The sequence below is a fragment of the Streptomyces sp. NPDC048277 genome, from assembly GCF_040652235.1.
Taxonomy (GTDB): domain Bacteria; phylum Actinomycetota; class Actinomycetes; order Streptomycetales; family Streptomycetaceae; genus Streptomyces.
Window position 1 is genome coordinate 389320 of the sequence record NZ_JBEZLQ010000003.1, and the last position, 13769, is coordinate 403088.

Sequence of the window (13769 nt, forward strand, 5' to 3'; positions counted from 1 at the left end):
CCCGAGCAGGGCGGGCGGGTCCGCACGGCCGGTGGGATCAGTCGCGGTCCGGGCGGACGGCGAGTTCGCTCTCCACGAGCCGGTTCAGATGCCGACGGGCGTCCTGCGTGCTGAGCGGGGGTGACTGGCGCATCCGCTGCAGGGCGAGGCCGTCGGCCAGGGCGGCGAAGCGGACGGTGAAGCCGTCCAGGTCGTCGCCGCGGAACTCGCCGTCCGCGACGCCCCGTTCGGCCAGCTCGCGGATCTGCCGGTGCCAGGCGGCGTAGCGCTCCGCCTGGCCGCGGGCGAACGCCTCGTCGGTGGCCGGGTCGCCCGCGTTCCAGTAGTCGAACCACATCCGCCAGTGCCGGTCGGTGTCCTCGGTGAACAGGGCGTCGACGAGCAGCCGCAACGCCTCCGCGCCGCTGCCCGCCCGCTCGGCGGCCTCGCTGAGTTCCGCGTAGTACCGCTCGATGTGCAGCACCATCGCCTCGGACAGGATCTCCTGGACGCTGCCGAAGTGATAGGTGACCGTGCCGACGGAGACCCCGGCAGCGGCGGCCACGTCCCTCACGCCCACCGACGCGTAGCCGCGTTCCGCGATCAGCGGAATCGCCGCCTCGACGATCAGCCGACGCCTGACCTCGGTGGGCTGGCGGGTGCGGTCGGCCGCCGCGACGGCACGGCGCGGGGTCTTCGCGGAGCGCGGCGACTCGGCGGCGGTCATCCCGACGTCCTCGCGCTGGTGTGGTGCCAGGACCGCTTGACCACTGTCTCTCCGTTCGCCCGTGCCTCGATACGGCTGTCCATGACGAAGTCCTCCGTCGTGGCGCGCAGCTCCGTACGCGCCATGATCTCAGCGTCGAAGTCGTCGCCGCGCCGCAGCCGGATCCGCCACTGCGACACGGCGCTCGCGGACAGCGGGTCGTCGCTGCGGACACGGTACGTCTCCCGTGCGCTCTCCTCGTAGCGGAGCCCGTCCGGGTACGTCCGCGATCCCCCGTAGTTGGGATCGACCTCCAGGGTCCACTCCCCCGCCGCCACGTCATGGGTGATCAGCCGTTCGGGCCGGGGCTCGGCCGGCTGATCGTAGGTGACCGCCAGGGGTGGCGCCTGCTCCGGCTCCTCGAAGACGATCGACGGCTCGTCACCGGCCTCCCGCACCGGCAGGAGTACGGCACTGTCCGCGGGTACGACGCGCAGTTCCCCGCGCTCGCCGTGCGGCCACACCCACGGCCAGTAGGCGTCGGAGACGGCGACCCGGACCCGGTGGCCGGGCGGGAAAGCGTAACCGGTGCCGGTGAGTTCGACCACGACATCCTCGTACGTCCCCGGTATCCACTCCACCGCCTTGTCCCGGCCGTGCCTGCTCAGCAGGTTGAGCACCCCCCGGGTGACCAGCGTCGAGGAGCCGTCGGGAGCGACATCGCACAGCCGGACGATCACATTGGCGCGCGGGGTGGCGCTGTCCAGCCGCAGCCGGACGCGTGGTCGGCCGAGGATCTCGACGCGGTCGGCGAGCGGCTCGGAGTCGAAGCAGACCGAACGGCCGTCCTCCTCGCGCTGGTCGGGCGGCAGGTCGCTCGCGTTGCCGAAGGGGAAGAACCGGCCGGCGTCGAGCCCGGTGTGCTGCGGGGAACGGACGAGAACCGGGGTGCGGGTGCCGGGTGCCAGGGCGCGCTCGCTCCAGGTCACCTTCGGGGAGGGCCAGTTGTCGTCCCCGACCCAGCGGCCGGGCAGCACGTCGTACGAAGTGGCGGGCGGCACCGGGTCGTTGATCCAGGCGCGCAGCAGCGGTTCGCGCATCACACCGGTGTCGGTGTCCTTGAGGTGCTGGTCCCACCAGCGCAGGGTCTCCTGGAGGAAGCCGATCGCCGGGCCGGGCGGCAGCCCCCGGTCGGGGTACTGGTGGGACCAGGGGCCGATCAGGCCGCGCACCCGGTCGGCCGGGAGGTGCTCGACGAGGCGGAGGACGGTGTCCCGGTACGGGTCGTTCCAGCCGCCCACGGCAAGGACGGCGGCGTCGATGGCGCCGTAGTCCTCGCAGACGCTGCCGTGCTTCCAGTAGGCGTCGCGCTCCTGGTGGTCGAGCCAGGTGTGTAGGAAGGGCACGAGGGCATCGAGGCGCTCGCGCCACATGGGCAGCCAGCGGTCGGCGCCGACGGCCGCCGGGTCCGGCGGCCGGGAGGCGAAGGCGAGCATGGTGCCAGCCCAGGCGAGCATGTCGATGCCGAGGACGGCACCGCCGGTGTAGTGGACGTCGTTGTCGTAACGGTCGTCGGTGGAGCAGACGGTGACGACCGCCTTGAGCGGTTCGGGGGCGAGGGCGGCGATCTGGAGGGAGTTGAAGCCGCCCCAGGAGATCCCGAACATGCCGACCTTGCCGGTGCACCAGGGTTGTGCGGCCAGCCAGTTGACGACGTCGACGCCGTCGGCGAGTTCCTGGGCGTCGTACTCGTCGCCGGGGGTGCCCTCGCTGTCGCCGTGGCCGCGGATGTCGACGCGGACGGAGGCGTAGCCGTGTCCGGCGTACCAGGGGTGGCGCTGGGCGTCGCGGGGCGCGGTCCAGTCGCTCTTGCGGTACGGGAGGTATTCGAGCAGCGCGGGCACGGGGTCGGCCTCGGCGTCCACGGGCCGCCAGATGCGGGCGTGCAGCCGGGTCTCGCCGTCCCGGGTGGGGATCCAGACGTCCTCGCGGACGACCTGGCGCTCGAACTGCTCGCGGTACTTCACGAAACTCCTTCGGCCACAGGGGCGTTGACGGGCTCCCAGCGGCGGATGCGGTGGCCGTCGCCGAGGTCGGTCCAGATGTCGACGGTGTCGCTCGCGTCCGTCGCGTCCGTCCAGTCGGGGGCGTCGTCGGGCAACGGCGGTGCGTCGGGGTCGGGTTCGAGGGCGGCGGCCATCAGGCGGCGGGTGTAGGGGTGGCCGGGCGCGTCGAAGACGGCCTCCGTGGGGCCCTCCTCCACGACGACCCCGTGCCGCAGCACGACGACACGGTCCGCGATGCCGCGCACCACGGCGAGGTCATGGCTGATGAACAGGCAGGCCAGGTCGCGTTCCCGGCGCAGGTCGTCCAGGAGCCGCAGCACCTCGGCCTGGACGGAGACGTCCAGCGCGGTGGTGATCTCGTCGGCGATCAGGACGTCCGGCTCCCCGGCCAACGCCCTTGCGATGCCGATGCGTTGGCGCTGTCCGCCGGAGAGCTGGGCGGGCAGCCGGTCGGCGAGGGCCGGGTCCAGACGTACGTCGGCGATGAGCCGGCGGGCCTGTTCGGCGGCCTCGGTGCGGCCGGTCGCGGTGCCGAAGAACCGCAGCGGGCGGCGGACCGCGTCACCGACGGAGCGGCGGGGGTTGAGGGAGGTGTCGGCGTTCTGGAAGACCAGCTGGACCCGGCGCCGCAGGGAGAGCGGGCGCTTCGGGGCCGGGCGGGCCAGGTCGCCGGCCTCGTGGGTCATGGTGCCGCCGGAGGGGGTGCGCAGTCCGGCGAGCGTCCAGGCCAGTGTGGACTTCCCGCTGCCCGACTCGCCGACGAGGGCGAGGACCTCGCCGCGGCGGACGTCGAAGGACACGCCGTGCACGGCGCGCGTACTGCCGTAGTCGATGGTCACGTCGTGCGCGGCGACGGCGACCGGCGAGCCGTCGGGTACGGCGGCCTTGGCGCGGACCGTCCGCTCCCCCGCCTCGTCGACGACCGCGAGCCCGGCGTCGTCGAGGCGCGGCACGCTGGCCAACAGCCGCTTGGTGTACGGGTCCTGGGGCGCGGCGAACAGCCGGCGGGTGGCCGCCGCCTCCACCACCCGGCCCGCCTTCAGGACACACACCTCGTCGGCCATGTGCGCGACGACGCCGAGGTCGTGGCTCACCAGCACGGCGGCCAGGCCGAGTTCGTCGCGCAGGGCGGCGATCAGGTCGAGGACGCTGCGCTGGGTGATGACGTCCAGGCCGGTGGTGGGCTCGTCGAGGACGAGGACCTTGGGGCGGGCGGCGATGGCCATGGCGATGGCGACGCGCTGCTGCTGGCCGCCGGAGAGTTCGTGCGGGTAGCGGCGGGCGAGTTCGGCGGGGCGGGGCAGCCGGACCTGTTCGAGCAGGTCGACGACCGGCACTTGGCCGCCCGCCTCCTCGATCTGCCGCCCGATGCGCATGGTCGGGGTCAGCGCCTGCCCGGCGTTCTGGCCGACCATGGCGACGGTCCCGCCGCGCAGCAGCCGCAACTCCCGTGCGGGCAGCGCGAACACGTCCTGCCCATCAACGTGGACGCTGCCGCCGGTGACGCGGGAGCCGTGCCGCAGGTGGCCCAGCAGGGTGGCGGCGACGGTCGACTTGCCGCTGCCGGACTCGCCGACGAGGGCGAGGGTCGTACCGGGGGCCACCTCAAGGGACACCTCGTGCACGACCGGTATCTCGCGACCACCGGAACGGTAGGCGACGGAGAGGGAGTCGACGGAAACGACAGAGGTCATCAGGAACCCTCCCTGATCCGGTCCACGCCCCACGCCTTGGAGAGGCCGTCGGCCGCGAGATTGAGCCCGACCACGAGGGTGGCCAGGGCGATGATCGGCGCGAGGCTCGCCATCGGGACGACGGTGATGGCGGTGCGGTTCTCGGCGACCATCAGCCCCCAGTCGGGGGTCGGCGGGTCGGCGCCGAAGCCGAGGAAGGACAGCGAGGAGATCAGCAGCACCACCCAGGAGGCGCGCATCGCGAACTCCACGCAGACCACGTCGGTGATGTTCGGCAGCACCTCGCGGCGCAGGATCGCCCAGGTGCTCTCGCCGCGGGCGCGGGCGGCGGTGACGTAGTCCATGGGGACGACGGCCAGCGCGGCGCCGCGCACCACGCGGACGACCTGCGGAACGTAGACGACGGCGATGGCCAGGACGATCACCGCGGGGCCGGTGCCGAGGGCGGTGACGATGACGAGCAGGGCCAGGATCGAGGGCACGGACAGGATGGCGTCCAGGACCCGGCCGAGCAGGTCGTCGAACCAGCCGCCACGCAGGGCTGCCGCACAGCCGACGACCGTGCCGAGGGCGACGGTGATCAGGGTGGCGGCGACGGAGACGCCGAGCCCGTACCGGCCTCCGTACAGCACCCGGGCGAGGACGTCGCGACCGTACTGGTCGGTGCCGGCCCAGTGCTCCCAGCTCGGGCCGAGCAGGGCGTGCGAGGCGTCGTTCGCGATCGGGTCGTAGGAGGTGAGCAGCGGGGCGAGCAGCGCCACGAGGATGTGCACGGCGACGACGGCCAGGCCCACCAGGGCGGTGCGGGAGGAGCGCAGGCCGCGCCAGGCGCGGACGGCGGCGTGCGCGGCCGCGGGGACGGCACTGGCAGGGGCCGGGGTGGTGTCGAGTGCGGTCACCGGGTCCTCCCTCGGGTGCGGAGCCTGGGGTTGAGGGCCATGGCGCCGAGGTCGGCGGCGAGGTTGCAGACGACGTAGATCACGGCGCTGACGAGGGCGATGGCCTGGATGACGGGCAGGTCGCGGTTCTGTACGGAGGAGAGCATCAGCTTTCCGATGCCGGGGTAGTTGAAGACGTTCTCGACGACCGCGACCCCGCCCGCGAGCCAGGCGACGTTGAGAGCGATCACGTGCAGGGTGGGCAGCAGGGCGCTGGGCAGCGCGTGCCGGGTGACGATCCGCCAGGTGGACAGGCCCTTGAGGCGGGCGGTGGTGACGTACTCCCCGGCCATCACGTCGATGACGGAGGTACGGGCCATCCGCACGATGTAGGCGGCCATGACCACGGCGAGCGCGAGCGCGGGCAGCCATACGGCGGGCAGGAGCTGTCCGACGCTCGCCTCGGGGCCGTACAGGACGACCGCGGGGAACCAGGGCAGCGCGACCGAGAAGACCAGCACCAGGACGGTGGCGACCACGAACTCGGGGACGCTCATGCCGACCAGGCTGACGGTGGAGATGAGGTGGTCGGGCCAGCGGTCCCGGTAGAGACCGGCGAGGACGCCGAGGACGAGGGAACCGGTCACCGCGAACAGGACGGTGACGAGGGCGATGAGCGCCGAGTTGCCGAGGTACAGGGCGACTTGGCCGCCGACGCCCTTGCCGGAGACGAGGGAGGTGCCGAAGTCGCCGTGCAGGGCGCCCTTGATCCAGTCGAAGTAGCGCTCCCAGGCGGGCCGGTCGAGACCGAGCTGTTCGCGCAGGGCGGCCACGGCGTCGGGGGTGGCGTCCTTGCCGAGGATCTGGGTGGCCACGTCCCCGGGCAGGGCCTGGACGGCGAGGAAGACCAGGACGGAGGAGAGGAACAGCGTGCCGACGGCCGAGGCCAGTCGGCGCAGGGTGAACGACAGCATGCTCAGGCCCCCTTCACGCCGATGCTGAGGTAGTCGAACTCGAAGCCGTGCTCGGCGTAGCCGCGGACCTTGCGGGAGATGCCGACGAGCCGGTCGGCGAACATCGGGGTCATCGCCCCGCCCCGCTCGATCACCAACGTCTGCGCCTCGCCGTACAGTTCACGGCGTTTCGTGTCGTCGGTCTCGGCGCGGGCGCGGTCCAGGACGGCGTCGAACTCCTTGTCGGACCAGGCGGTCTCGTTGTAGGAGGAGCCGCTGCGGAAGATCTGGGTGAAGAGCTGGTCGACCGGCCGCCCGGTGAACCAGTAGGTGGCCATCAGCGGCTTCTTCATCCAGATCTGCGTGTAGTACGAGTCCGCGGCGGCCGTCTTCACCCGGATCCGGATACCGGCCCGCTTGGCGGAGTCCTGGTAGGCGAGGGCCATCGGCGTGAACAGCGGGTCGTAGGCGGAGGTGTAGAGGTCGATGCTCAGTCCCTCGTGTCCGGCCTGCTTGAGGAGGTGGCGGGCCTGCTCGGGGTCGTGCGCGGGGTGAGTGGCGATGTGGGCGGGGTCGGTCGGCGGCACGGGGTTGTCCCACCCCGCCGTGCCCGCGCCCTGGAGCGCCACCTTCACGACGTGCTCGGGGTCGTAGGCGAGCTTCATCGCCTGGCGGACGCGGACGTCGGTGAAGGGCTTCTCGGTGGTGAGCATCGGGAGCACGTACCACTGCGCGTCCTTGACCCGGGCGACGGTGGCCCGGTCGGAGGCGGCGACCACCCGGGCGGTGGCGAAGTCGAGGTTGGTCTGGGAGAGCAGGTCCACCTGCCCGGCGAGCAGGGCGTTGGAGCGCGCGGACATGTCCGCGACCGAGTAGAAGGCGATGGCGTCGAGGACCGGGCGGCCGGCCCAGTGGTCCTTGTTCGCGGTGACCCGGCCGGGGCCCGCCGGGGCGAACGACTCCAGCTTGAAGGGGCCGGTGCCGATGCCGGTGCGGCCGATGCCCTTGGCGCTGCCGTCGGGGATGACATAGCAGTTGTAGTGCGTGAGGAGGCTGGGGAACTCGGCGTTCGGGGTCTTCAGGGGGACGACGAGGGTGTGGGCGTCGGGGGTGCGCAGGGTACTCGGGTCGACGAGCGGGGCGAGGACGGCGGCCTGGGGTGAGGCGGTGGCCTTGTCGAGGATGTGCCGGAGCGTGTAGGCGGCGTCGGAGGAGGTGAAGGCGCGTCCGTCGTGGAAGGTGACGCCCTTGCGCAGCCGGAAGGTCCAGGTGCGGGCCTTGGTGTCGGACTCCCAGGACTCGGCGAGGTCGGGGGCGAGTTCGCCGTCCGCGCCGACGCGGACCAGCCGGTTGTAGAGGGCGCCGAGGTATTCGTACGCCGACAGGGAGCTCGCCGGGTCGAGGGTCTCGGCGTCGGAGGCCGGGGGCCGGGCGATGCGCAGGGTGCCGCCGGGGTCGGGGGTGCCCTTCAGGGTGGCAGCCGTCAGATCGGGGGCTGCGGCTGCCCCCGTACAGCCGGTGAGCAGCCAGGACGCGCCGAGCGAGGCTGCGCCGGCCGCGCCCGCGGCGAGCACCGAGCGGCGCCCCGGGAGGTGGATGTCGGGCATGGACCGACCGTCTCTCTCGCTATTCGTTCAGTGGAACGATTGAGTGAAGTTCGTGAACGATAACCAGACGGCGGCTTCCGGCCAACCCTTCGGACGCGGAAATTAACGTCGCGAAACGGATCGGTAACGGGGTGTCGGAGGACGCGAGCCGGGCGCTCCGGGTGCGAGCGCGGCGGTCGCACCCGGGACCAGGAACACGGAGGCGTGGAGCAGGACCGCGTCGAAACCCGCACACCGCGACGAGGGCCCGGAGGTGCCTGGGCAGGGCGGACACACCCCCGACCCGTCGAGGGCGTCACCACGGTCGGCACGGCCGGCTCTGCGAGAAACGTGCCGGATGCCCGCATCACTCGGACGGAGCACCGCGTGATGCGTCATCACTCCGACGGGTGTGCGATGGCGGGGAGGAAGCGTCAGCACGAGGGGCGGCTCGAAGCCTCCCGGGCGCGGCGCCGCCCCAAAAGGAGATGCATCGATGGACATGTCCGGGCTCCCGCCCAGTCGTCGGCACTTCCTTGGCACGGCAGCGACCGCCGCCGCGGCGACGGCCCCGTTCGGAACGGCGTGCGGTGCGCAAACGCAGTCCGCATCGGAAAAACCCGAGCCTCGCACCGCGGCTGTTCCCGTGACGAGCACCTCCTTTGGTCCGGTGAAGCAGATCAACGCGGGTGACCTGAACGTGGGGTATGTCGAGGCCGGGCCTGTGCACGGGCAACCGGTCATCCTTCTGCACGGCTGGCCCTACGACATTCACAGCTATGTCGCGGTCGCCCCTTTGCTCGCGGCGAAGGGATACCGGGTGGTCGTGCCCTATCTGCGAGGTCACGGAACGACGCGATTCCTTTCGGGCAAAACACCGAGGAACGCCCAGCAGTCGGCATTCGCTGTTGACATCGTCGCCCTGATGGACGCCCTCAGGATCGAGAAGCCCATACTCGCCGGATATGACTGGGGATCACGGACGGGCGACATCATAGCGGCCCTCTGGCCGGAGCGTTGCAAAGCGCTGATATCGACGACCGGCTATCTGATCGTGAACGTCGAAGCCAATAAGATGCCGTCGCCGCCGAAGAGCGAATGGGCGTGGTGGTATCAGTACTACTTCGCCACCGAAAGGGGCGTGCTCGGCCTCAAGGAGTACCGACACGACCTGGCGAAACTGGTGTGGCGGTTCAACTCGCCGACATGGAATTTCAGCGATGCCACCTTCGACCGTACGGCGGCTGCTTTTCAGAATCCGGACTACGTCGGTATCGTGATCGACAACTATCGCTGGCGGCTGGGCCTCGCAAAGGGCGAACCGCGGTACAGCTCCCTGGAAAAGCGACTCGCCGCTGCGCCGACCATCGGGGTGCCGACGATCACCATTGACGGAGCCCATGATCCGTTCACGCCACCGGGAAACGGTTCCGCATATCGCAAGAAATTCACGGGGAAATATGCGCACCGAACCCTGCCGGTAGGACACAACGTTCCGCAGGAGGCTCCGCAGGCCTTCGCGGCGGCTGTCGTGGAAGTCGACAGACTCTGACCGCCCGATCCACCGGTGACCGGCGTCTTGCGCTGTGTCCTCGGCGGCAGCATTCTCGGGGGATGCGCTACGCGAAGTGGCTCGGCGGTGCGATGTGGATCGGTTCCTGGTATCTGATGTACCTGGAGGTCACGCGCTGGCACCACGTGAAGCCATCCCTGGCGTTCAACTCGGACCCGATCCCTGGGACCGACATCCGGCCGCGTCCCGGGCAGCCGCTGATTCTGCTCTACCTCACCTGCGTGGCGGCCCCCTTGGCGGTCGTGGCCGACCTGGCCATGCGGTTGCGCGCGCGTCGAGCCGCCAGGTCCGGCCGTAGCTCGTGATCCCGCCGAGAGGACCCTGCGGCGCGTCGCCGAGTGGAGTCGCGCAGCCCGTCAGCCGGTAGTTGGCCACGTCAAGAAGGCCGCCGCCTCCGTCGACGGGCGCGCGGGGCGGCTGCCGGCCTGGAAGGCCGGGCTGATCCGGCAGGTGGCCGACGAAATCGTCGCGGGCGAACTGGACGACCACTTCCCGCTGTACGTGTGGCAGACGGGTTCGGGGACCCAGTCCAACATGAACACCAACGAGGTGATCAGCAACCGTGCCATCCAGCTGGCCGGCGGGACACTCGGCAGCAAGTCACCGGTCCATCCCAACGACCACGTCAACATGGGGCAGTCCTCCAACGACGCCTTCCCCACCGCCATGCACATCGCCGCGGTCAGGGAGATCCACGAGCATCTGCTGCCCAGCGTGCGGGCTCTGCAGCAGGCCGTGGACCGGGTCACCGGCGCCGCCGAGGGTCTCTACGAACTCGCCATGGGCGGCACCGCGGTGGGTACGGGACTCAACGCCCCGCCGGGATTAGGCGAACAGGTGGCGGCGGAGATCGCCGACGCGACGGGCCACCCGTTCACCACCGCGCGGAACAAGTTCGCGACCCAGGGCGGTCTGGACGCCATGGCCGGCGCCTCCGCCGGGCTGCGGGCCCTGGCCGTGCCGCTGATGAAGATCGCCAACGACATCCGCCGGCTGGCCTCCGGGCCCCGCTGCGGCCTGGACGAACTCGTCCTCCCCGCCAACGAGCCCGGCTCCTCGATCATGCCGGGCAAGGTCAACCCGACCCAGTGCGAGGCGATGGTCATGGTCTGCATCCAGGTGCTGTCCGAGGACGGGGCCATCGCCTTCGCCGGCACACAGGGCAACTTCGAACTCAACCGGGACCAGATCGACGCCTACGTCGACCGTTCCCTCATGCTGGTCACCGCCCTCTCGCCCGTGATCGGCTACGACAAGGCCTCGGCGATCGCCCACAGGGCCGACGACGAGGACACCACCCTGCGCGCGGCAGCGGTGGCCTCCGGCTACATCAGCGCCAAGGACTTCGACCGCATCGTCGATCCCGCCGCCATGGTCGGCCGGACCTAGCACGGCCACCAGGGCCGTTCACGGCTGCGCGACGGTCTCCTGACACGCCGAACACAGTCCCCACCAGGTGATTTCGGCCTCGTCGACGGCGAAGCCCCGGTCGTCGTCGGGGCTCAGGCACGGTGCCGCGCCCACGCTGCAGTCGACGTCCTCGATCAGACCGCAGCGGCGGCAGACGAGGTGATGGTGGTTGTCGCCGACACGCAGTTCGTAGCGGGCGGGCGAACCGGCGGGCTCGATACAGCGGATGAGCTGCGCCTTGGTCAGGTCTTCGAGCACGTTGTACAGGCCTTGCCTGGAGAGTCCGCCGGCCTCGGCCTTGTCCGTACCCGTGCCGATACGTGTCTCGAGGTCCGCGGCCGTGGAGTGCGGATGGCCTTGGAGAGCGGTCAGCACGGCCCTGCGCTGGGCCGTGCTGCGCAGCCCCCTGCGCTTGAGCAGGTCGCTCGCAGACTGCTCGGCGGCCATGTGGCTCTCCTGTCCGTTCTAGGCGGCTTCGGCCGTACGGCAGGCGCCGCAGACCAGGCGCCGGGACGGGACGGCGCTCGTCATGGGGATCACCCCGATGGGCCGCTGGACGGTCGTGCGGACGACCCGTGAGTGATCGGCGCAGGCGAAGAGTCCGCAGCGCGTGCAGGCGCCGATCCCGGTGTTGTCGTTCCGCCCCTCTTGGGCGCAGTCGTAACAGTGCATGGTGCTTCCCGGAGAGAACTGGCCCACCCGCCTTGCGCGGTGGGGCATGTGACAGCCGCGCGTTCGCTGGGCGGCTCTCATCGAACATAACCCGCTAGTTTTGACAGAGTCAATTCTAGCGCGGCCGCGGGCGCACCGGTGTTCAGTGCGTGGTCACCCAGTCAGGCGTCCAGGTCCCGGCGGCGCCGTGGTCGTCCGCCGTGGCGGCGAGGTGGGCGCGGAGGGTGGCCAGCGCCGGGTGGGGGTTGTCGCGGTGCCAGAGGAGCGAGTGCGGATAGACCGGGGTCGGGTCGACGACCGGGATGCGGCGCAGGTCGCGGCCGGCGGGCCAGACGAGGCGGGTCTGCTCGCTCATGAAGGTGGCCAGGGCCGGGGTGTCGGCGACGGTGTCGAGGAGCACGTCGGAGCCGAAGTTGGGGCCCGTCGCCTCGATGGTGAGGCCGAACTCGGCGACGAGGTCGTCGTAGTAGGCGGCCCATTCGGTGCCGGGGACGATGCCGGGCATCCAGATCCGGTGCCCGGCGAGCTGGGCGAGGGTCACCGACCGGGCGCCGGCCAGCGCATGTCGGGGGCCGGTCATCAGCTGGAGCGGCTCGTCGAGGACCCGTACGGACTCGATGTCTTCAGGAAGGGGCCGGCCGGGCATTCCGACCGCGCGGAAGGACGCGTCGATCGTGCCGGAGCGGAGGGCGGCGACGGCCGCCTCGATGTCGAACAGCATCAGGACGCCGAGGTCGATCTCGGGGTGCGCGCGGTGGAAGCCGCGCATCAGGCCCGACGTCGCGCCGCGTGAGTTGATCACGTCGACGCGCAGCGGACGGCGGCCGGAGCGCACGGACGCGGCGGCGCGCTCCGCGACACGCAGCAGCTCGCGCGCGTGGGGCAGGAACGCCTGCCCGTCGATGGTGAGCCCGGCACCGCGCGCGGTCCGGGTGAACAGCCGCACCCCGAGGCTGCGCTCCAGCGCGGCGATGCGCTTGGAGACGGCCTGCTGGGTGACTCCCAGTTCCGCGGCGGCCTCCTGGAACCGGCCCGCGTCGGCGGCGGCGACGAAGGTCCGGACGGTGTCGAGGTCCATGCCGACAGCCTATGAGCACAACCGTCGGTTGTGGCCGGTGGTCTCCGCGCACCCGCACGAGGCGCAGGGGGCGGCCTGTCGAGGGCATGCTGGAATCATGATCGTGCTCGCCGTGCTCTTCGCCGTCCTGGGCGCCGTCAGCAATGCGGCGGGCACGGCCTTCCAGCGCAAGGCCGCCTCGGCCGTCCCCGGCAGGAGCGGACTTCGTCTGCTGCGGGCCCTGGTGCGGCAGCCCGTATGGGCCATCGGTATCGCCGGAGTCGCGGGAGCCGCCGCGTTCCAGGCGCTCGCCCTGGTCAACGGCCCGATGGCACTCGTCCAGCCCCTCTTCATGCTCGAACTGCCGTTCGCCCTGTTGATCGCCATGCCGCTGATGCACCGCCGGCTCGACCCACAGGGCTGGCAGGCGGTCGCCGCAGTGGTGACCGGCCTCGCCGTCCTCCTCGCCTCCGCCTCCCCCTCCGGCGGCCGCCAGCAGGCCCCCATGCAGCGCTGGGTCCCCGTCCTCGTCCTCACCCTGGGTGCCATCACCGTCGCCGTGCTGCTCGTACGGTCCTCCTCCTCGCCCCTGTTCCGCGCGGCGGGCCTGGCGACGGGGGCCGCGATCGGCAACGCGCTGACCGCCGCCCTGATGAAGTCGGCCACCGGCCGCCTCGCCGACGCGGGGCTGCCGGCCTTCCTCAGCACCTGGCAGACGTACGGTTTTGCACTGGCCGGGATCGCGGCGCTGATGCTCCTGGAGAACGCGCTGCAGGCCGGTCCGCTCGTCGCCTCGCAGCCCGCGCTGACGATCGGCGACGCGGCGGTGAGCCTGCTGCTGGGCGTCACCCTGTTCGGGGAGTCGGTCCGCACCGGCTGGTGGCTGGTGCCCGAGGTGCTCGGGGCCGCTCTGATCCTGTGGGGCGTGATCCGGCTGACCCGCGTCGTGCCCCACCTCGTCGACATCATGCGGTGAGGGAGGAGGGCCGGCATGCCCCCGCCCAGCCGATACCGGCCGGATTCCGGCAGTCCAAGGCGGCGATGTCCCACAGCCGCCGGCGCGAGCGGCATCTGCTGCGGCTGACCCGGCGTCACTCTTCCGGCTGAGGTGGCCCGGACGCCTGGTCCGGTCCGCCCGTGGCGGGGCGGACCGGACCGGGGTCCGGGGCAGACCGCGCGCTTGCGCGCGAGGTGT

Annotated in this window: 13 protein-coding genes; 4 read left to right on the forward strand and 9 right to left on the reverse strand. The window is 71.4% G+C overall.

All coding sequences use genetic code 11. The features are described 5' to 3' along the window. Positions 1–37: 37 nt before the first annotated feature. The 6 genes from AB0D85_RS09335 to AB0D85_RS09360 are packed head-to-tail and all read right to left on the reverse strand — an operon-like array spanning position 38 to position 7883. Complete coding sequence (locus tag AB0D85_RS09335; protein ID WP_362316068.1) at positions 38–706, reverse strand: TetR/AcrR family transcriptional regulator; 669 nt, start codon at positions 704–706, stop codon at positions 38–40. Then, the gene (locus AB0D85_RS09340; RefSeq protein WP_362316071.1) at positions 703–2712 is read right to left on the reverse strand and encodes a CocE/NonD family hydrolase; all 2010 of its coding nucleotides are present in this window, start codon (positions 2710–2712) and stop codon (positions 703–705) included. The genes AB0D85_RS09335 and AB0D85_RS09340 overlap by 4 nt, the downstream gene beginning before the upstream one ends. Beyond that, positions 2709–4445, reverse strand: coding sequence for an ABC transporter ATP-binding protein (locus tag AB0D85_RS09345; RefSeq protein WP_362316073.1), 1737 nt, complete (start codon positions 4443–4445; stop codon positions 2709–2711). Before AB0D85_RS09345 ends, AB0D85_RS09340 begins: the two co-directional genes overlap by 4 nt. Continuing rightward, complete coding sequence (locus AB0D85_RS09350; RefSeq protein WP_362316077.1) at positions 4445–5344, reverse strand: ABC transporter permease; 900 nt, start codon at positions 5342–5344, stop codon at positions 4445–4447. The genes AB0D85_RS09345 and AB0D85_RS09350 overlap by 1 nt, the downstream gene beginning before the upstream one ends. Next, complete coding sequence (locus tag AB0D85_RS09355) at positions 5341–6297, reverse strand: ABC transporter permease (protein ID WP_362316079.1); 957 nt, start codon at positions 6295–6297, stop codon at positions 5341–5343. Before AB0D85_RS09355 ends, AB0D85_RS09350 begins: the two co-directional genes overlap by 4 nt. A gap of 2 nt (positions 6298–6299) precedes the next feature. After that, positions 6300–7883: an ABC transporter substrate-binding protein gene (locus AB0D85_RS09360; RefSeq protein WP_362316082.1), complete on the reverse strand. Its 1584-nt coding sequence runs from the start codon at positions 7881–7883 to the stop codon at positions 6300–6302. A 475-nt stretch (positions 7884–8358) separates the two neighbouring features. Between AB0D85_RS09360 and AB0D85_RS09365 the strand changes: the two genes are divergently transcribed. The 3 genes from AB0D85_RS09365 to AB0D85_RS09375 all read left to right on the forward strand — a co-directional run bounded on the left by AB0D85_RS09365 (position 8359) and on the right by AB0D85_RS09375 (position 10824). Next, positions 8359–9414 carry an alpha/beta hydrolase gene (locus tag AB0D85_RS09365; protein WP_362316085.1) on the forward strand — a complete coding sequence of 352 codons (1056 nt, stop codon included), beginning with the start codon at positions 8359–8361 and terminating at the stop codon, positions 9412–9414. A gap of 62 nt (positions 9415–9476) precedes the next feature. Then, positions 9477–9740: a hypothetical protein gene (locus tag AB0D85_RS09370; protein WP_362316088.1), complete on the forward strand. Its 264-nt coding sequence runs from the start codon at positions 9477–9479 to the stop codon at positions 9738–9740. A 16-nt stretch (positions 9741–9756) separates the two neighbouring features. Beyond that, on the forward strand, positions 9757–10824 hold the full coding sequence (locus AB0D85_RS09375; RefSeq protein ID WP_362316618.1) for a class II fumarate hydratase: 1068 nt from the start codon (positions 9757–9759) through the stop codon (positions 10822–10824). 18 nt (positions 10825–10842) lie between these two features. Here AB0D85_RS09375 and AB0D85_RS09380 read toward each other — a convergent pair whose 3' ends face one another. The 3 genes from AB0D85_RS09380 to AB0D85_RS09390 form a co-directional block, all read right to left on the reverse strand. After that, on the reverse strand, positions 10843–11292 hold the full coding sequence (locus tag AB0D85_RS09380) for a Fur family transcriptional regulator (protein WP_362316090.1): 450 nt from the start codon (positions 11290–11292) through the stop codon (positions 10843–10845). Positions 11293–11310: 18 nt separating this feature from the next. Beyond that, positions 11311–11517 carry a DUF2180 family protein gene (locus AB0D85_RS09385; protein WP_362316093.1) on the reverse strand — a complete coding sequence of 69 codons (207 nt, stop codon included), beginning with the start codon at positions 11515–11517 and terminating at the stop codon, positions 11311–11313. A gap of 142 nt (positions 11518–11659) precedes the next feature. Further along, a complete protein-coding gene (locus AB0D85_RS09390; RefSeq protein ID WP_362316099.1) occupies positions 11660–12595 on the reverse strand; it encodes a LysR family transcriptional regulator in 936 nt (311 codons plus the stop codon). A gap of 97 nt (positions 12596–12692) precedes the next feature. On the opposite strand from AB0D85_RS09390, the gene AB0D85_RS09395 reads away from it, so the two are divergent. Then, positions 12693–13550, forward strand: a complete 858-nt coding sequence (locus tag AB0D85_RS09395; RefSeq protein ID WP_362316101.1) for a DMT family transporter — start codon at positions 12693–12695, stop codon at positions 13548–13550. Positions 13551–13769 lie beyond the last annotated feature (219 nt).

Excerpts from the sequence above, each read along its gene's own strand:
- AB0D85_RS09395 (WP_362316101.1), top strand. The coding sequence starts at position 12,693 with ATGATCGTGCTCGCCGTGCTCTTCGCCGTCCTGGGCGCCGTCAGCAAT.
- AB0D85_RS09385 (WP_362316093.1), bottom strand. The coding sequence starts at position 11,517 with ATGCACTGTTACGACTGCGCCCAAGAGGGGCGGAACGACAACACCGGG.
- AB0D85_RS09335 (WP_362316068.1), bottom strand. The coding sequence starts at position 706 with ATGACCGCCGCCGAGTCGCCGCGCTCCGCGAAGACCCCGCGCCGTGCC.
- AB0D85_RS09360 (WP_362316082.1), bottom strand. The coding sequence starts at position 7,883 with ATGCCCGACATCCACCTCCCGGGGCGCCGCTCGGTGCTCGCCGCGGGC.
- AB0D85_RS09355 (WP_362316079.1), bottom strand. The coding sequence starts at position 6,297 with ATGCTGTCGTTCACCCTGCGCCGACTGGCCTCGGCCGTCGGCACGCTG.
- AB0D85_RS09365 (WP_362316085.1), top strand. The coding sequence starts at position 8,359 with ATGGACATGTCCGGGCTCCCGCCCAGTCGTCGGCACTTCCTTGGCACG.
- AB0D85_RS09370 (WP_362316088.1), top strand. The coding sequence starts at position 9,477 with ATGCGCTACGCGAAGTGGCTCGGCGGTGCGATGTGGATCGGTTCCTGG.
- AB0D85_RS09380 (WP_362316090.1), bottom strand. The coding sequence starts at position 11,292 with ATGGCCGCCGAGCAGTCTGCGAGCGACCTGCTCAAGCGCAGGGGGCTG.
- AB0D85_RS09390 (WP_362316099.1), bottom strand. The coding sequence starts at position 12,595 with ATGGACCTCGACACCGTCCGGACCTTCGTCGCCGCCGCCGACGCGGGC.
- AB0D85_RS09345 (WP_362316073.1), bottom strand. The coding sequence starts at position 4,445 with ATGACCTCTGTCGTTTCCGTCGACTCCCTCTCCGTCGCCTACCGTTCC.